The sequence below is a fragment of the Ahrensia marina genome, assembly GCF_042140245.1.
Taxonomy (GTDB): Bacteria; Pseudomonadota; Alphaproteobacteria; order Rhizobiales; family MH13; genus MH13.
The window spans coordinates 2,915,653-2,934,584 of the sequence record NZ_CP159483.1 but is presented as its reverse complement, the minus strand read 5'-3'; the positions used below and the strand labels follow the sequence as shown (position 1 = coordinate 2,934,584).

Annotated in this window: 15 protein-coding genes; all 15 read left to right on the top strand. The window is 56.0% G+C overall.

Translation table 11 applies throughout. From position 1 onward, the window contains the following. Window positions 1–15: 15 nt before the first annotated feature. The 15 genes from nuoK (at window position 16) to tsf (ending at window position 18,883) form a co-directional block, all read left to right on the top strand. The gene (nuoK, locus tag ABWH92_RS14315; protein WP_375569459.1) at window positions 16–324 is read left to right on the top strand and encodes an NADH-quinone oxidoreductase subunit NuoK; all 309 of its coding nucleotides are present in this window, start codon (window positions 16–18) and stop codon (window positions 322–324) included. Between the two features lie 7 nt (window positions 325–331). Beyond that, window positions 332–2,335, top strand: a complete 2,004-nt coding sequence (gene nuoL, locus ABWH92_RS14310) for an NADH-quinone oxidoreductase subunit L (RefSeq protein ID WP_375569457.1) — start codon at window positions 332–334, stop codon at window positions 2,333–2,335. Between the two features lie 3 nt (window positions 2,336–2,338). After that, complete coding sequence (locus ABWH92_RS14305) at window positions 2,339–3,850, top strand: NADH-quinone oxidoreductase subunit M (protein WP_375569455.1); 1,512 nt, start codon at window positions 2,339–2,341, stop codon at window positions 3,848–3,850. A 15-nt stretch (window positions 3,851–3,865) separates the two neighbouring features. After that, window positions 3,866–5,299: an NADH-quinone oxidoreductase subunit NuoN gene (gene nuoN / locus ABWH92_RS14300; RefSeq protein ID WP_375569453.1), complete on the top strand. Its 1,434-nt coding sequence runs from the start codon at window positions 3,866–3,868 to the stop codon at window positions 5,297–5,299. A 6-nt stretch (window positions 5,300–5,305) separates the two neighbouring features. Beyond that, window positions 5,306–6,034: a biotin--[acetyl-CoA-carboxylase] ligase gene (locus tag ABWH92_RS14295; RefSeq protein ID WP_375569451.1), complete on the top strand. Its 729-nt coding sequence runs from the start codon at window positions 5,306–5,308 to the stop codon at window positions 6,032–6,034. A 41-nt stretch (window positions 6,035–6,075) separates the two neighbouring features. Further along, the gene (locus ABWH92_RS14290; RefSeq protein ID WP_375569449.1) at window positions 6,076–7,755 is read left to right on the top strand and encodes a ribonuclease J; all 1,680 of its coding nucleotides are present in this window, start codon (window positions 6,076–6,078) and stop codon (window positions 7,753–7,755) included. Then, entirely contained in the window at window positions 7,755–8,159 is a 405-nt protein-coding gene (gene mce / locus ABWH92_RS14285; RefSeq protein ID WP_375569447.1) for a methylmalonyl-CoA epimerase, read from the top strand. The genes ABWH92_RS14290 and mce overlap by 1 nt, the downstream gene beginning before the upstream one ends. A gap of 3 nt (window positions 8,160–8,162) precedes the next feature. Next, window positions 8,163–8,423, top strand: coding sequence for a DUF1467 family protein (locus ABWH92_RS14280; protein WP_375569445.1), 261 nt, complete (start codon window positions 8,163–8,165; stop codon window positions 8,421–8,423). 469 nt (window positions 8,424–8,892) lie between these two features. Further along, window positions 8,893–9,225, top strand: a complete 333-nt coding sequence (locus ABWH92_RS14275) for a hypothetical protein (protein ID WP_375569444.1) — start codon at window positions 8,893–8,895, stop codon at window positions 9,223–9,225. Between the two features lie 96 nt (window positions 9,226–9,321). Continuing rightward, on the top strand, window positions 9,322–10,647 hold the full coding sequence (proS, locus tag ABWH92_RS14270; protein WP_375569442.1) for a proline--tRNA ligase: 1,326 nt from the start codon (window positions 9,322–9,324) through the stop codon (window positions 10,645–10,647). Between the two features lie 153 nt (window positions 10,648–10,800). Next, a complete protein-coding gene (locus ABWH92_RS14265) occupies window positions 10,801–12,102 on the top strand; it encodes a lipoprotein-releasing ABC transporter permease subunit (RefSeq protein ID WP_375574257.1) in 1,302 nt (433 codons plus the stop codon). Continuing rightward, on the top strand, window positions 12,095–12,799 hold the full coding sequence (locus tag ABWH92_RS14260; protein ID WP_375569440.1) for an ABC transporter ATP-binding protein: 705 nt from the start codon (window positions 12,095–12,097) through the stop codon (window positions 12,797–12,799). The genes ABWH92_RS14265 and ABWH92_RS14260 overlap by 8 nt, the downstream gene beginning before the upstream one ends. A 285-nt stretch (window positions 12,800–13,084) precedes the next feature. Beyond that, on the top strand, window positions 13,085–16,633 hold the full coding sequence (gene dnaE, locus ABWH92_RS14255; protein WP_375569438.1) for a DNA polymerase III subunit alpha: 3,549 nt from the start codon (window positions 13,085–13,087) through the stop codon (window positions 16,631–16,633). A 203-nt stretch (window positions 16,634–16,836) separates the two neighbouring features. Continuing rightward, window positions 16,837–17,706 carry a 30S ribosomal protein S2 gene (rpsB, locus tag ABWH92_RS14250; RefSeq protein WP_375569436.1) on the top strand — a complete coding sequence of 290 codons (870 nt, stop codon included), beginning with the start codon at window positions 16,837–16,839 and terminating at the stop codon, window positions 17,704–17,706. Window positions 17,707–17,956: 250 nt separating this feature from the next. After that, window positions 17,957–18,883, top strand: coding sequence for a translation elongation factor Ts (tsf, locus tag ABWH92_RS14245; RefSeq protein WP_375569434.1), 927 nt, complete (start codon window positions 17,957–17,959; stop codon window positions 18,881–18,883). Window positions 18,884–18,932: the final 49 nt, after the last annotated feature.

The window sequence follows — 18,932 nt, the reverse complement described above, 5'->3', positions numbered from 1 at the left end:
GGGTTAAATTCGCACATGTCCATCGGACTTGGCCATTATCTCACGGTCGGGGCGATCCTGTTCACGCTGGGCGTATTTGGGATCTTCATCAATCGCAAGAACGTCATCATCATCTTGATGTCGGTTGAACTGATCCTGCTTGCGGTCAACCTGAACCTGGTAGCGTTCTCTTTCTACTTGAACGATCTGGCCGGACAGATTTTCGCGCTCTTCATTCTCACCGTGGCCGCCGCAGAGGCAGCCATTGGCTTGGCTATTCTCGTTGTCTTCTTCCGTAACCGTGGGTCCATCGCGGTGGAAGACATCAACATGATGAAGGGCTGACACGTTCATGCTATCGGCAATCGTCTTTCTCCCTCTCATCGGCTTCTTGATCGCTGGCCTGTTTGGCAAGCTGCTTGGCCACCGTCCCGTTGAAATCATCACGACCAGTTTCGTTGGGATCGCTGCGGTTCTCTCCTGGATCGTTTTCGTTCAGACAGGCTTCGGTCATGGTGAAGTGGCCGAAGCGGTTGAGCACTCCGGTCTCATGTCCCTGGTTGGCACGGCTGGTAATGGCCACGCTTACGAGCGCGTCCAAGTGCTGCACTGGATTTCTTCCGGCGACTTCACCGTCGATTGGGCGTTTCGCCTTGATACGCTGACAGCTGTGATGCTGGTCGTGGTGAATTCGGTCTCAGCGCTCGTTCACCTCTATTCGATCGGCTACATGAGCCACGACGAGCACCGGTCGCGCTTCTTTGCCTACCTTTCGCTCTTCACCTTCGCCATGCTGATGCTGGTGACATCAGACAATCTGTTGCAGATGTTCTTCGGCTGGGAAGGCGTGGGCGTGGCCTCCTACCTGCTCATCGGTTTCTGGTACAAAAAATCGTCGGCCAATGCGGCGGCGATGAAAGCCTTCATCGTCAACCGTGTGGGCGACTTTGGCTACCTTCTTGGCATCTTTGGCGTGTTTGTCCTGTTCGGTTCGGCCGAATTTGAAGTGATCTTCAATGAAGCCTCCGAGTACGCCGACACCACATTCATGTTCCTGGGCATGGAAGTCCACGCTCTAACGACGATCTGCCTGCTGCTCTTCATGGGCGCGATGGGTAAATCAGCGCAGTTCCTACTGCACACCTGGCTTCCAGATGCGATGGAAGGCCCAACACCAGTCTCCGCGCTGATCCACGCAGCAACCATGGTGACCGCCGGTGTTTTCCTGGTGGCGCGCATGTCGCCGATCTTCGAATACGCTCCGAGCGCGCTCGCCTTCGTAACCTTTATCGGTGGCACCACAGCCATCTTCGCGGCAACGGTTGGCTTGGTTCAAAACGACATCAAGCGCGTCATTGCTTACTCAACCTGTTCGCAACTCGGCTACATGTTCGTTGCGCTCGGCGTTGGGGCTTACTCGGTTGGGATTTTCCACCTCTTCACGCACGCCTTCTTCAAGGCACTGCTTTTCCTTGGCGCTGGTTCGGTGATCCATGCGGTTTCCAACGAGCAGGATATGCGCCGCATGGGCGGCCTCTGGAAGCACATTCCGTTCACCTACGCGATGATGATCATCGGCACGATTGCGCTGACTGGTTTCCCTTATACGGCAGGTTACTTCTCTAAAGATGCGGTGATCGAAGCGGCTTTCGCTGCTGGTGACGGTGTGGCGCGCTACGCATTCTGGATGACAGTGCTCGCGGCGATGCTCACAAGCTTCTATTCGTGGCGCCTCATCTTCATGACCTTCCATGGCACACCGCGCGCCTCAGCCGATGTCATGAGCCATGTTCACGAGAGCCCTTACGTAATGACAATTCCGCTGGCGTTGCTGGCGGTCGGGGCGCTGCTGGCAGGCATCGTATTCGAGCACTCGTTTGCTTACGAAGACGGCTTCCACCACTTCTTCCGCGAAGCGATCTTCATGCTTCCCACCAACGACATCCTTCATGCCCTGCATGAAGTGCCACAGTGGGTGATCCGTTCGCCACTGGTGATGATGATTCTGGGCTTCTTACTGGCTTACTGGATGTACATCCGAAGCCCGCACATGCCTGCTCAGTTGGCAGAGCGCCATGACATCCTCTACCGCTTCCTGCTCAACAAATGGTACTTTGACGAGCTCTACGACATGATCTTCGTGCGCCCAGCGCAGTGGCTTGGCCGTCTGTTCTGGAAAGGCGGAGACGGCAAGATCATTGATGGAGTCGGGCCCAACGGCATTGCAGCGCGCGTCATTGACGTCACCAACCGCGTGGTCAAGCTGCAGACCGGTTTCGTCTATCACTACGCCTTTGCCATGCTGATTGGTGTGGCGGCGCTCATCACCTATTTTGTCTTTGCGTCAGGTGTCTAACCGATGATCGACTGGCCCATCCTTTCCATCGTCACGTTCCTGCCGCTCGTCGGTGTCGCGCTGATCCTGTTGATCCGTGGTGATGATGACATTGCGCAACGCAACATTCGCAACATCGCCCTGTTCACCACCATTGTGACGTTCATCGTCTCGCTGTTCATCTGGGGTGGGTTTGATAACTCCAACCCCGGCTTCCAGATGGTCGAAGAGAGCGAGTGGCTCGGCGGTCTGGTCACGTACAAGATGGGCGTGGACGGCATTTCCATGCTGTTCGTCATCTTGACCACCTTCTTGATGCCAGCCTGTATTCTGGCAAGCGCTGCGATTAAGACGCGCCTCAAAGAGTACATGATCGCGTTTTTGGTGCTCGAAACGCTGATGATTGGCGTGTTCTGTGCTCTTGATATCGTCGTCTTCTACATCTTCTTTGAAGGTGGCCTCATCCCGATGTTCATCATCATCGGCGTCTGGGGTGGCAAGCGACGCATTTATGCGAGCTTCAAATTCTTCCTCTACACGCTGCTAGGCTCGGTTCTGATGCTGCTCGCCATCATGGCGATGTACTGGAGTGCAGGCACCACCGACATTGAGCAGCTTCTGGCGCATGATTTCCCGGCCAGCATGGAATTTTGGCTGTGGCTTGCCTTCTTCGCTTCGTTCGCTGTGAAGATGCCCATGTGGCCATTCCACACCTGGTTGCCAGACGCGCACGTGGAAGCACCAACCGCAGGTTCGGTGATCCTCGCCGGCATCTTGCTGAAGATGGGTGGCTACGGCTTCCTGCGTTTCTCGCTGCCCATGTTCCCCGAGGCAAGCGAACTGTTCGCGCCACTTGTGTTTGTCATGTCCGTGGTGGCCATCATCTACACCTCGCTTGTGGCGATGGTGCAGGAAGACATCAAGAAACTGATCGCCTACTCGTCCGTCGCTCATATGGGCTTTGTTACCATGGGAATTTTCGCGCTCAACGAACAGGGCATCCAGGGTGCTTTGTTCCAGATGATTTCACATGGCATTGTGTCCGGCGCGCTCTTCCTATGCGTCGGGGTTGTCTACGACCGCATGCACACACGTGAGATCAAAGCCTATGGCGGACTTGTCCATCGTATGCCGCTCTACGCCGCGATCTTCATGATCTTCACCATGGCCAATGTCGGGTTACCGGGCACATCCGGTTTCGTGGGCGAGTTCCTGACACTGATGGGAGCTTTCCAGGCCAACACTTGGGTTGCGTTGCTGGCGACAACGGGCGTGATTTTGTCGGCCTGTTACGCACTTTGGCTGTATCGCCAGGTGATTTTCGGCCCACTTGAAAAAGAGAACCTGAAAACAATCACCGATGTGAACGCGCGCGAACTCATCGTGCTTGTTCCGCTCGTTCTTCTCACCATTTTCTTCGGCGTCTATCCCTCGCCAATCAACGATGTCACAGCCGCATCGGTTGCCAACATGGTCACCGGTGTTGAGCAGGCTCTGCAAGCCGCAGAGGCGCTCAACATGGCGGCCACGCAGTAAGCTTCAGAGACACTCATGCTTCAGCCAGCCCTCCCAGACCTGATGCCAGCGCTGCCAGAGATCGTTCTGGCCATCGGCGCTATGGTAATGCTGATGTTTGGCGTGTTCCGCAAATCCGACAGCACCAACCTGATCACCGGTCTGGCCATTGGCCTGTTGGTGGTTGCTTTGGTGCTCACGCTTCTGGCGCCCGCGGGCATGACCATGAATGGCGCGTTCGTGATGGATGAGTTTGCGCGGACGATGAAGGTGTTAATCTTTGCTGCTGCGGCAATCGCGTTGTCGCTTGGTGTGGATTTTGTTCAACGTGAGGGCTATGGCCGTTTTGAGCTGCCGGTGTTGATCGTACTGGCAACGCTCGGCATGGGCATGATGGTCTCGGCGACAACGCTGATCGCGCTTTATCTCGGCCTGGAACTTATGTCTCTGGCGCTCTACGTGACTGCCGCCATCAATCGCGATTCCACCCGCGCATCTGAAGCCGGTCTGAAATACTTCGTTCTGGGTGCGCTCTCCTCAGGCATGCTGCTTTATGGTGCCTCACTGGTCTACGGTTTTACCGGCCACACCGAGTTTGGCCCAATTGCCGACACGCTTCAGGCGGGTGGTGTTTCCACCGGTGTGATCTTCGGCCTGGTGTTCATTTTGGCCGGTCTTGTTTTCAAGATTTCCGCCGTGCCGTTCCACATGTGGACGCCTGATGTCTACGAGGGGTCACCAACTCCGATCACGGCGTTCTTTGCCGCTGCACCAAAAATCGCAGCCATGGCACTGCTTGTGCGGATCGCTGTGGACGCCTTCGAACCGGCAACCCGCGAGTGGCAGCAAGTGCTCACCTTTGTGGCCATTGCCTCCATGGTGCTCGGTGCGTTTGCGGCCATCGGTCAGCGCAACATCAAACGTCTTATGGCCTATTCGTCTATCGGGCATATGGGCTTTGCATTGGTCGGGCTTGCCGCTGGCACACAGGCTGGCGTTCAAGGGGTGGTGATTTATATGGCGATCTACGCCGCCATGACCCTTGGTGCATTCGCCATCATTCTTTCCATGCGCCGAGCTGGCGGCATGGTGGAAGAGATTGACGAGCTTGCAGGCCTCTCCAAAACCAATCCTGTGCAGGCTTTTTTCCTGGCAATGCTTCTGTTCTCGCTGGCCGGTATCCCGCCGTTGGCAGGCTTTTTTGCCAAGTACTTTGTCTTCCTGGCGGCCATTGAGGCAGAGCTTTATGCGCTTGCCATCATCGGCGTTCTCGCCAGCGTTGTCGGAGCGGTCTACTATCTGCGCATCATCAAGATCATGTACTTTGATGAGCCTGTGGAAGGCTTTGTGCCCGCGGCTATCGAACTGCGCACGGTGACCTGGGCCTCTGGCCTGTTCGTGGTTTTCTTCGTGTTTGTTGCTGGTCCGCTGACCTCCTGGGCAGACCGCGCAGCCGCGAGCCTGTTCTAAAGAGTCTTGCCAAACACGCCGCATTTCCACCTCTCCAGCGTTGGGTCGACGCTCACAGAGGCTTGGGCCATGGTTGGCCAAGGAGAAGCGGTACCGTTTTGGCTGACCGCAGATGAACAGACGCAGGGGCGCGGGCGGATGGACCGCCATTGGGTTTCTGCACCGGGCAATCTCTATTCGACATATGTTACGCCCCCGCCTGATGCGCTTCAGCTTTTGCCGTTTGCCGTATCATTGGCCGTCTACCATGCCATGGCCAAGCATCTGCCACCGGAGCGTCAAAGCGAGGTTGGCCTTAAGTGGCCCAACGATGTGTTGATAGACGGTGCCAAAACCTCGGGCATCCTCATCGAGCAGAAAACACTACCTGGTCATCCGCCGTTGATTGCGATTGGAATTGGGCTCAACATTGAACATGCGCCCGAGATAGAGGGACGCGCCGTCACCTATCTTTCCGAGCAGGGAGCGAGCGCAACGGCGGGCGATGTGTTTGCAAGCCTGCGAGGAACACTGAGCCATAGCTTGGCGCAGTTGGACAGCGCGCCGCAGTCAATCATTCCGGCCTGGATGCAGCACGCGACCGGTATTGGCGCGCCAATCACCGTGCGGATGGGCAGCGAAGACTTACACGGCACCTTTGACCATCTGGCATCTGATGGTGCCTTGATGGTACGGCTGGACTCCGGCGCTATGCGCGCCATCCGCACCGGCGATATCGTCATCAAATCGCAATAGGATCCGCACGCTAAGCGCCGGACCGCAGCAGAAGAGCCACTATGAGCAAAGCTCCAACCTTCACATTCATGCCTTTGGGCGGGGTGGGCGAAATCGGCATGAATTTGGCGCTGTATGGCTACGGGTCAGGCAAAGGGCGCCGGTTCATCATGATTGATTGTGGCGTTTCGTTTGCTGGTCCAGACCTTCCTGGCATTGATCTGATCACGCCTGACATCAGCTACATCGAGAAGCGTCGCGACAAGCTGGATGGCATCGTCATTACCCACGCGCATGAGGACCATATCGGCGCGCTTCTAACGCTTTGGCCGCATCTTCAGGCGCCGGTGTACATCAGCGCCTTTGCCCAGGCACTGCTTGAGGCCAAGAATCCGTCAGATCAGGTGTTCCACGCCATCGATTTTCAGCGTTTTGAACCCCGTGCTCCGTTTTCAGTTGGTGACTTCACACTTACAGCTGTACCCGTTTCCCATTCGATCCCTGAGAGTCATTCCTTGATGATTGAGGCTGGGGATCGTCGTGTCGTGCATACAGGCGATTGGAAGCTGGACGCTGAACCCATCATTGGCGAACCAACCTCACTTGCCGATTTCAAAGCCTTTCGTGACGCTGGTCCCGTCGATGCCGTCATGGGCGACAGCACCAATGCTATGCGTGACGGGGAAAGCCCTACCGAAGCTGAGGTCGGCAAAGCGTTGGCAAAGGTCATCAATGAGGCCGAGCAGCGCATTTGCGTGACGCTCTTTTCCTCCAACATGGCCCGTATCAAGTCGATTCTAGACGCGGCTCGCGATGCTGGGCGCACAGTCGTGCTGGCGGGAAGGGCACTTCAGCGTGTCATTGGCGTTGGCGTTGATCTTGGGATCCTTACCGATCTGCCGCCAATTGAAGATATGCGCAGTTTCGATCGCATCGCGCGCAACAAGGCGCTCATCCTGCTCACAGGATCACAAGGCGAAGAGCGCGCAGCGTTGTCGCGCACCGCAGAGCACGATCATCCGCATCTTTCCCTGACGCGTGGAGACACCGTCGTCTTTTCGTCACGCATCATCCCAGGAAACGAGCGCGGGGTGCTACGCATCATGAACAAGCTCGCAGCAACGGGCATCAAGATCATCACTGATGCCGATGCGCCAATCCATGTCTCCGGACACCCAAGGCGCGGCGAATTGGTTCACCTTTATTCAGCGCTCAAACCGACGACAGTCGTGCCGGTGCACGGAGAGGCGCGGCACATGAACGCCCATGCCAAACTCGCCAAAGAGCATGGCTATGGCGCAACCATTGTAAACGATGGTGACATCTTGGAAATTCGCGCTGACGGGGCTGAGATCGTCGATGGAATTGAGCAAGGCTTTTACGTTAAAGACGGCAACTTGCTTACTCTGCCAGGCGATAGCGGAGTTTATGAGCGCCGCACATTGGCCGACGTAGGTGTAATCACCATTGCGCTTGGACTGTCGGCTGCTGGCAAGCTGGTCAGTGATATCGAGGTGATCGTGGATGGTTTGCCCGACCAGTTGGATGATGAGGATGCGGACAGCTACGTGTTGACCGCGACAAGCCAAGCTTTGCGAGCGCTACCAATGGCCCGGCGTCGCGATGTTGATGCTGTGTCGGAAAGTTTGCGCAAATCGGTGCGCGGCAAAGTGCGCGAAGCCTGGGGCAAACGCCCTGTGGTACATGTTCACGCATTGCTCATCGATAAGGGTGCCACGTGATGATTGGCCGCCTCAACCATGTCGCCATAGCCGTTCCTGATCTTGCTTCGGCGACCGCGCTCTACCGTGATCAACTGGGCGCAACTGTCTCTGAACCACAGGCTGAGCCTGATCATGGCGTAACCGTGGTGTTTGTCGAACTGCCAAACACGAAGGTGGAACTGTTGGAGCCGCTGGGTGAAGGATCGCCCATTCAGGCCTTTTTGGATCGAAGCCCATCTGGCGGAATCCATCATATGTGTTTTGAGGTCGATGACATCATGGTGGCGCGAGACAAGCTGAAGGCCGAGGGGGCGAGGGTGCTTGGCTCAGGCGATCCTAAAATCGGGGCGCACGGCAAACCTGTTCTGTTTCTGCATCCAAAAGACTTCAACGGCACATTGATCGAGCTGGAAGAGGTTTAGCCCATGTCGCTTGGCAGCGCTTTTGCGATCTATTTTGTGGTTTGGTGGGTCACACTGTTTGCGGTTTTGCCGTTTGGCGTGCGTACGCAAGCAGAAGCAGGAGAGGTGGTGCCAGGTGCTCCAGCCAGCGCGCCGGAAAAAACATCGTTCCTGAAGATCGCCATCCGCAACACGGTTGTGGCCAGCATCGTCTTTGCGGTGATCTATTGGTTGATTGTCTACTCCGGCATCTCGATCATGGATTTTCCGCTTCCTGGCGAATAATATCAATAACTTAAGAGATTTTCTTCAAGTAGCAATTGATGTTGTGAATTGCTGGCGCTTTGTGCGCCATAAACATGCGTGCCTCGAAACCGCTTTCAAAAACTTTTTCAGCTTATTGATTTGCCAAATAAAAAGGCAGGATCTTTCGATCCTGCCGATAGTAATCCAATTAACCCCGCGTCTCCCCCCGAGACTTGAGCCACTGGCATTTATTTGTGCGGTTTGGCACCGCTTATGACAACTTTGTAGGCGTTTTTCCGGTTGGGTGTCACGTAAAAAATGTGCTGCGCTGCACAACAAATGTGGCGCCACCTGTTTGAGATCGATTGCACCGGGGAACCTTGCGTAAATTCACGTAGGAAACTGTCTACTGGCAGTCAAAGTACGAGAGTTGGTTGCCAAAATCGTGCTGTTTACCGCGTTGCAAACCTCTGTGCGCAATCGGTTTCGCTCGTGCTATCAATCGATCATGCCTAAGACGCTTGAAAAACTGGCTATGAGACTGGCAACCACCGCAACAATGCTGCTCGCGACCGTAAGCCTTGGCACGGCAGAATCGCTCAGCAATCGCCACCATCTTTCTTGCACAAACCAAAGCGCGCCGGTGGTGATTCCACACGCAACGGCGCGAACGGTGCGGCTGGGGTTGCCCGCTGATGTCGGGCCAACTGTGAACCTCCAAGACGTTTATGGCTGGGACGAGGAAACGCGCTTGCGCTTGCGTCGACAGGGTCTGTCTGTTCGTACAGAGGGCGGCGGCGCGCGCTTGGTGGTTGAACAAAACAGCGCCTGTCCGCACTAGTCACAGCGTTCAGACCACATCCGGCCTTGCCATGACCCCGTGCTTTCATGCACATGCGCAGGCAACACCACGATCCCCTTAAGGAAGAGGCCTGTCATGCGCTTGTCGCGCTATTTTCTGCCGACCCTGAAAGAAACGCCGCGTGAAGCGGAGATCGTCTCCCATCGGCTCATGCTACGCGCTGGCATGATCCGCCAAGAGGCCGCTGGCATCTACTCTTGGCTTCCGCTGGGTAAGCGCGTTCTGGACAAAATCTGCACGATCATCCGCGAGGAGCAAGACCGCTCCGGCGCCATTGAGGTGCTGATGCCGACGTTGCAACCGGCTGACCTTTGGATCGAATCGGGGCGGTACGATGCCTATGGCCAAGAGATGTTGCGCATCACTGATCGGCACGACCGCCCAATGCTCTACGGTCCAACGAACGAAGAGATGATCACCGCGATCTTCAAGTCCGGTGTGCGATCTTACAAAGACTTGCCGCTCAACCTCTACCACATCCAGTGGAAGGTGCGTGATGAAGTGCGCCCGCGCTTTGGCACAATGCGCTCGCGCGAATTTCTTATGAAGGATGCCTATTCCTTCGATTTGGATGCCGAGGCTGCGCGTCGCGCTTACTATCGTATGTTTGTTGCCTATCTGCGCACCTTTTCGCGCATGGGTCTTACCAGCGTGCCGATGAAGGCCGACACTGGCCCAATAGGCGGTGATCTCAGCCATGAGTTCATTATCCTGGCAGATACCGGCGAAAGCGAAGTCTTCTGCGACAAGGCGATGCTTGATTTGCCGATTCCTAGCGAAGACACCGACTTTTCAGGCGACTTGGCCGATCTGGTTGCTCCTTTTACAGCGCCTTATGCGGCCACCGATGAGATGCACGATCAGGCTGCCTTCGAAACGGCAGTACCAGAAGAGCGGCGCGTATCGGCCCGTGGCATCGAGGTTGGTCACATTTTCTATTTTGGTACCAAGTATTCAGCGCCTATGGGCGCTGTTGTCACCGGACCAGATGGCAAAGATGTGCCGGTGGAAATGGGCTCTTATGGCATTGGTCCAAGTCGCTTGGTTCCTGCCATTATCGAGGCCTCGCATGATGATGATGGCATCATCTGGCCTGCCTCTGTGGCGCCGTTTGATGTTGGTATCATCAACATGCGGTCCGGCGATGAGGCTTGCAATTCAGCTTGCACCTCGCTTGAGGCCCAGTTGCAGGCTCGTGGGCTGGATGTGCTCTACGACGACACGGATGCACGCGGTGGCGCCAAATTTGCCCAGATGGATCTGATCGGTCTGCCCAAGCAGATCATTGTCGGACCAAAGGGACTGAAGAACGGTGAAGTGGAAGTCAAAGACCGCAAAACCGGCGAGCGTTCCCTGATGTCGCCTGACGCAGCGGTGAACGCGCTGGCAGCCTCCCAATAGGGCAACGGCTCTCTCACCTCACTTTGGCCTTGGTTTGCAACACTAAGGAAAGCTCAGAACAGCCTTGGTCGGTTTGCTCGCCGACAGGTGGCGAATCGTGGCACATCTCGTCTAGGAGGAAAGACTTTGGTGAGCGTTTCCGATCAAAGCGACATGGCCAGCGATGGCACTGCGACATTGCCCCCAAAGACAGGGCCCTTCTCCCGTTTTGAACGGATGATTGCGCTTCGCTATCTACGCGCGCGCCGTAAAGAAACCTTTATCTCCGTCATCGCGGGATTCTCGTTCCTCGGCATCATGCTCGGCGTGGCGACCCTTATCGTCGTCATGGCCGTCATGAATGGCTTCCGCGCTGAGCTCCTGGATAAGATCCTTGGCATCAATGGTCATCTGGTTCTGCAAGCTGTTGACCGGCCCTTTGATGACTATCGTGATGTGCAGACCCGCGTGACCGGTGTAGATGGTGTTGAGATCGCTGTGCCTTTTGTGGAAGGCCAGGCACTCGCGTCAGGAACCAATGCCAGCAACGGCGTTGTTGTTCGCGGCATGAGCGAAGATGATCTGCTGTCGCTACCCGCCCTTTCACAGTCTTTGCGCGGTGGAACCATCGACGGCTTTGATCCTGTCGAGGGTGAGCCAGGGGAAACCATCATCATCGGATCGCGTCTTGCCTCACAGCTGGGCGTTGCGGTCGGAGACAGCGTGACCATCGTGACGCCGCGAGGGTCTGTTACACCATTTGGTGTGACGCCGCGTATCAAAGCCTATCAAGTGCAAGCGATCTTCGAGATTGGCATGTCGGAATACGATCTGGTGTTCGTGTTCATGCCACTGGCTGAAGCGCAGGCTTATTTTAACATGGGCAACACGGTGTCCGGTGTGGATGTCTATGTTGAGGACCCAGACGCGATTGGCGAAATGCGCGCGACCATCGAAAACGCGGCGCAACGCTCGCTGTTCAGCGTCGATTGGCGGCAACGTAACCTCACCTTTTTTGCTGCGCTTGAGGTGGAACGGAACGTCATGTTCCTGATTCTCACCATGATTGTGCTTGTGGCGGCCCTGAATGTGGTTTCGGGCATGATCATGCTGGTGAAGGACAAGGGGCGCGACATTGCGATCTTGCGCACCATGGGTGCCTCGCGCGGTGCCATTATGCGAGTGTTTGTGATGACAGGTGCCAGTATCGGACTGGTCGGTACAGCATGTGGGTTCGTTCTGGGCACAATCATTTGCCTCAATGCGGAAAACATACGTCAGTTGATATCAACGCTGACACGCACCGAACTGTTTTCCCCCGAACTCTATTACCTTTCACGCCTGCCGGCTGACATGGACCCTATGGAAACTTCAGCCATTTTGATCATTGCCTTGGCTTTGTCCTTGTTGGCCACGCTCTACCCAGCATGGCGTGCTGCCAAACTCGATCCAGTTGAGGCGCTGCGCTATGAGTAACGTGCCGCGGCTTCAGCTGCACAATGTATCGCGCGGATTCCAGACCGGCGAAGCGCGCTTGGACATTCTCCAAACCACCAATTTTGCTGTTCACCCCGGCGAACTGGTTGCCTTGGTCGCGCCATCAGGCGCTGGCAAATCGACCCTGCTTCATATTTGCGGCTTGCTCGACCGACCCGACAGCGGAACGGTTTTGATCAATGGTCAAGATACGACCGGCCTTGATGACAAAGACCTTTCAAGTCTGCGTGGTCAGCAGATCGGTTTCGTCTATCAATTTCACCATCTGCTGCCAGAGTTCGATGCGCTTGAAAATGTGATGATGCCGCAGCTCATCGCCGGGTTGGACAAAGCGACCGCGCGCGACCGTGCGATGGAACTCCTTGACTATTTGCACATTGGGCCTCGTGCCACCCACCGACCCGCAGAGCTTTCAGGCGGTGAGCAGCAACGCGTTGCCATTGCGCGTGCCATGGCCAATGCGCCGGGCTTGCTGCTGGCTGATGAACCAACGGGCAATTTGGATCCTGGTACGTCTGATCATGTGTTTCAGGTGCTGCTGGCACTTGTGCGGGCAGCGGGTGTTTCGGCTTTGATTGCCACACACAATCTTGCCCTGGCCGCGAAAGCTGATCGCATCATCACGCTACAAGAGGGCAAGGTGGTTGCGAAAGAGCCGGTGGAATCAGCCGCTTAGCCTGGACGAGCCAGACAAAATGCAGCCGCGCTTGACGTGAGAACAAAAATAGAACTATGTTCCCTTCATGTTCTTTTTGTAGGGAGTTGAACATGCTTGTTCTCAAAGATGGTTGTGCATTGATTGTCGTGGCTTTGCTGGTGATGTCCGTTGGGCTGATCGGCTAGAGCAAAACCTGGCTGTGCATAACGATCTGAGATGTCGCACAGCCCTTTCACTGAAAGCCGGGGAAGCCTAGCTTGCTACGTCAGGTAATCATGCCGGCGAGTCACGAGGGCAAGGCAGATGGCAGATGCGACTGGAGATGCGATGGGCAACATGCCTTTCATTCATCTGCGCTCGCACTCTGCGTATTCGCTCCTTGAGGGGGCTCTCCAGGTTCCCAAGCTCATTGACCTTGCCAAGGCGGACGGTCAGCCAGCGGTAGCGATCACCGACACCAACAATCTGTTTGGCGCCCTCGAATTTTCAGAAAAAGCCGCAAAAGCTGGCATGCAACCCATTATTGGATTGCAAATACCTGTTCTCTTCGACCGGGAAGAGGATGGCGATAGCAAGATAGGCGGCAGAGCAAACGCCAAAGGAAGCGTTGCTCAGACGTCTCCATCCATCGTTCTAATCGCGATGAACGAAGAGGGCTTCGGCAATCTTCTATCTTTAGCGTCGCTTGCTTACGATGATGTTGCGAGCACAGGGCCATTGCTCTCCATCGATCAGCTTTCTGATGCCCATCAGGGCATCATCTGCCTGACCGGCGGTGCCTTCGGTCCGGTGGGCGAAGCAATTTGGCGCGATGAGAAGGAAATAGCAGAGCAGCGCCTGAAGCAGCTGCATAGCGTTTTTGACAATCGGCTCTACGTGGAACTTCAACGCCATGGCATGGAGCAAGAAAAAGCTACAGAGCCTGGCCTCATTTCGCTTGCCTACAAGCATGATCTCCCCTTGGTCGCGACCAACGAAAATTTCTTTCCTGCACCCGATGATTATGAGGCGCATGATGCACTTCTTGCGATCGCCGAAAGCAGGTTGGTGGCGGACGATGATCGCCGACGCCTGACACCTGAGCATGCCTTTGCAAGCCAAGAGGAGATGCGCCGCCGCTTCTCCGATTGTCCCGAAGCCATCGCCAACACGTTGGAAATCGCTCGGCGCGTCTCCTTCCGACCCACAAAGTCTCCACCGCTTCTGCCGCACTTCACCACAAGCGAAAGTGCCGCAGGAGAAGAAACAGAGACCGAAGCACTAGTGCGGATGGCCAGAACCGGGCTCGATGAGCGCTTGGACGCCAATGGATTGGCGCCCGATACCACGCGTGAAGATTATGACAAGCGTTTGGAGTTTGAGCTCTCGATCATCGAGCGCATGCAGTTCCCCGGATACTTCCTAATCGTTGCCGATTTCATCCAATGGGCAAAGCAACATGACATTCCGGTTGGGCCAGGCCGTGGTTCTGGTGCCGGTTCCGTTGTGGCGTGGGCGCTGACCATTACAGACCTCGATCCCTTGCGGTTCGGACTGCTGTTTGAACGTTTCTTGAACCCTGAACGCGTGTCGATGCCCGATTTCGACATCGATTTCTGCCAAGATCGGCGCGATGAGGTCATCACCTATGTGCAAGAGCGCTACGGGCACGATCGCGTCGCCCAGATCATTACATTTGGAACGTTGCAGGCCCGCGCTGTGCTGCGCGATGTCGGGCGTGTCCTGGAGATGCCATACGGCCAGGTAGACCGCCTTTGCAAAATGGTGCCCGCCAACCCAGCTGATCCCTACACGCTTGATCGTGCACTAAAAGAGGTCGACACACTGCGCGCCGCCGGCCAAGACGAGCCGATTGTCGCTAAGCTGTTGGATTTGTCACAACGCCTAGAAGGCTTGTTCCGGCACGCGTCCACGCACGCTGCTGGCGTGGTGATCGGCGACCGCCCGCTTGATAAATTGGTGCCGATCTACCGAGAGCCAGGCACGCCGATGCCGGTCACCCAATACTCGATGAAGTGGGTGGAACCGGCCGGTTTGGTGAAGTTCGATTTTCTCGGTCTCAAAACCCTCTCCATCATTCAAGAAACGCTGCGCCTGCTCGAAGGGCGAGGGATCGAGATCGATCTGGAAACCATCCCACTTGATGATCCAGGCGCCTACGAGCTGTATGCCAAGGCCGATACGGTTGGAGTGTTCCAGGTGGAATCGGCGGGCATGCGGCGCACACTGCTCAGCATCAAGCCTGACAGATTTGAAGATATCATCGCACTGGTGGCGCTCTTCCGGCCTGGCCCAATGAGCAACATTCCGCGCTTTGCGGCTATCAAGCATGGCCACGAAGAGCCAGACTACATGCACCCGCTGCTTGAACCGGTGCTCAAAGAGACGCATGGCATTATTGTCTACCAAGAGCAGGTGATGGAGATCGCTCGCGTGCTCTCTGGCTTTTCACTTGCTGAAGCGGACATGCTGCGTCGTGCGATGGGCAAAAAAATCCGTTCGGAGATGGAGAAGCAGAAGTCTCGTTTCTTGGATGGCGCGGAAGAAAACGGCCTAGATGCCCATGTTGTCAGCGACATCTTTGAGAAAGTGGCGAAGTTCGCCGACTACGGCTTCAACAAATCCCACGCTGCCGCCTATGCCCTGGTTTCCTACCAAACAGCCTATCTAAAGGCGAACTACCCGGTGGAGTTCCTGGCCGCGTCGATGACCTATGATCTCACCAACACGGAAAAGCTTGCTGACTTCCGCCAAGATGCGATCAAACGCGGCATCACCGTCAACTCACCGTCAATCAATCATGGACTTGCACGCTTTTCGGTGCGTGATGGTGCGATAGACTATGCGCTTTGCGCTATCAAAGGCGTGGGCGAGGGCGTCGCCGACCATATTGCGGACATTCGAAAATCTCACGGCACGTTCGCGTCGCTGGATGACGTTGTGGCCCGCATCAACCCGCGCATCATCAACAAGCGCTCCATGGAAAACATGATTGCCGCTGGCGTTTTCGACAGTTTGCACGGTTCGCGAGCTGCTCTGTCACGATCCGTTGACCGCTTGATGGCAGAGGCGGCAAGCCGTCACGATGATCGGGCCTCAGGGCAGGGCGGTTTGTTTGGCGATGCACCTGCCGACCAAACAGACCTGGTGGTTATTGGCAATGAATGGCCTTTGGCCGAGCGCTTGCAGAACGAGCTCAATGCCCTTGGGTTTTTCTTCTCCGCCCATCCGCTCGATGACTATGAACAGGTCCTCAAACGGCTCCGCATTCAAACGTTCAATGAGTTTTTGGCCAGTGTCAGCCAAGGACAACCGGACGAGGATGACGCGCCGGTTGTGAGCAGCAACGGTCGCGAACGCAAAGGCCCGATGCACGCGACACGGCTCGCGGGTGTCGTGTCCGACAGCTATGAGCGCCGTACCCGCGATGGCCGTGCAATGGCGATCATCAAGCTCACTGATCACTCTGGGCTCTACGAAGTCGCCGCTTACGAAGAGCAAATCGGTGACGTGCGCGCTCATGTGAAACCAGGTGTTTCATTGTTGCTCAGTGTGGCCGGTCGTATGAACGATGGTGATTTGCGTCTGCGCATCACAGCCATTGAGCCGTTGGAAGACCTTGCCAAATCCAGTGTCCAACGTTTGCAGGTTTTTGTTCGCGAGCCGGAGACAGTTTCGTCCCTTGCAACCTATCTGAAACCTGGACCACGCGGCGAAGTCAGCGTGATCGTTCTTGATGGCGAAGCTGCGCAGGAAATCGAAGTTTCTCTGCCCGGCTCCTATGCAGTCACTCCAGCACTGGCGGGCGCAGTGCGTGCACTGCATGGCGTGGTTGACGCGGAACTGGTCTAGTTCTTGATGTCGAAAGCGCCGCGTTTAATCGGCGACGCACCAGTTATGCTTGCGTTGGGCTGCAAAACCCGCTAAGCGCCCCCTCATTCCACACGCACTGACCGGTCGATGGCAGTTTATCGACCATCCGGTGGGCTTCAGGCTTCGGCCTGAGCGAAGGCCCTACGGTGCGCTAGGTTAAACCGGAAAAAAGGACATTCCGCATGGCACTCCCTGCCTTCACCATGCGTCAGCTTCTGGAAGCTGGCGCTCACTTTGGACACCAAACTCACCGCTGGAACCCGCGTATGGGAACCTATATTTTCGGTGAGCGCAATGGCGTCCATATTCTCGACCTTGGCCAGACAGCACCGATGCTGCAGCGCGCGCTGCAAGCTGTTTCCGATGTGCTTGCCGATGGTGGCCGTATTCTGTTCGTTGGCACCAAGCGTCAGGCTTCTGAGCCGATCGCTGAAGCTGCGCGCAACTGCGCACAGTACTATGTCAACTCCCGTTGGCTCGGTGGCATGCTGACCAACTGGAACACAATCTCCAATTCGATCAAACGCTTGAAGCACTTGGAAGAGGTTCTGGCGAATCCCGAGTCTGGCTTGACCAAGAAAGAGCGTCTGCTGCGCACCCGAGAGCGTGACAAACTTGAACGCGCACTTGGCGGTATCAAGAACATGCCAGGCCTGCCGTCTATGATGTTCGTGATCGACACCAACAAAGAGTTGATTGCCATCAAAGAAGCCAACCGCTTGGGTATTCCTGTGGTCGCTGTGGTCGATACCAACTGCAACCCGGATGGCATCACCTTCCCGATCCCAGGCAATGATGATGCGGGTCGTTCGGTCGCTTTGTTCTGTGATCTCATTTCGCGTGCTGCGCTTGATGGTATCGGTCGCAACAAAACCGGGATGGGCGTCGACTTGGGTGCAACGGAAGAAACTCCGATTGAACCAGCCCTTGAAGAAGTTGCTGCTGAAGCGCCCGCAGAGGCTGCAGCTGAAGAGGCTGCACCAGTTGCTGAAGAAGCTGCCGCAGCAGAAGCCTCAGCCGAAGCACCCGCCGAAGAAAAGCCTAGCGCTTAACGTCTGCGCTTAACGCATGGCAGTGGCCCGCTGGGCCTGACTTGAACGGTGTGAGCAGCGTACCCATACATGCTGCTCACCCGCAAACACGAGAAACCAAATTGTGAGTTGGTACGTTGCCATCAGGTTTGACACAGCCGTGTCATACTTGATCAGGCAAGACCTCCCGCACAGGAAAACTGCTCAGGTAAGTCCGCTTAAAAGGATAGTGTCTGGGACAGCGCAACACATTTGATAGGAGATGAGAGCAATGGCCGCAATCACCGCAGCCGCCGTGAAAGAACTGCGCGAAACCACGGGCGCAGGCATGATGGATTGCAAGGCAGCGTTGGTGGAAACCGAGGGCGACATGGAAGCCGCCGTCGACTATCTGCGCACCAAAGGCCTTGCTCGTGCGGCCAAGAAGGCAAGCCGTGTGGCTGCTGAAGGTCTTGTTGGCCTCGTGGCCGATGGCAAGCAAGCCGCCATGATCGAGCTGAACTCAGAAACTGACTTTGTTGCCCGCAACGAGCAGTTTCAGTCATTGGTGATGGGCGTGGCGAAAACCGCGCTTGGCACTGATGGATCGGTCGATGCCGTTGAAGCCGCAACCCTGGATGGTTCAGACAAGACCGTTGATGCCAGCATCAAAGATGCTGTTGCAACAATCGGTGAGAACATGAACCTGCGCCGTGTTGCCAAGCTTTCGGTCAACGAGGGTGTGGTGGCCAGCTACGTCCACTCATCTGTCGCGCCTGGCCTCGGCAAGATCGGTGTTCTGGTTGCGCTGGAATCATCCGGCAAAGCCGATGCTCTGGCCGGTGTTGGCCGTCAGGTTGCCATGCACGTGGCTGCAACGACGCCTTTGTCTTTGTCTGTTGATGACATGGACCCAGCTGTTGTTGAGCGTGAGCGTCATGTGTTTTCCGAGCAGGCCCGCGAGTCCGGCAAGCCTGAGAACATCATCGAGAAGATGGTGGAAGGCCGCATCCGCAAGTTTTTTGAGGAAAGCGTGCTTTTGAACCAGTCCTTCGTCATGAACCCAGACGTGACGGTGGCTCAGGCTATCAAAGATGCTGAAGGTGACGTTGGCGCACCGATCAATATGACAGCGTTTGCACTCTTCAAGCTCGGTGATGGCATCGAGAAAGAAGAAGAAGACTTCGCTGCAGAGGTTGCCGCTGTCGCTCAAGGGTAGGTTTCACGACCTCACCTAAGGGAAACATCGATACGAAAAACAAAGGGTG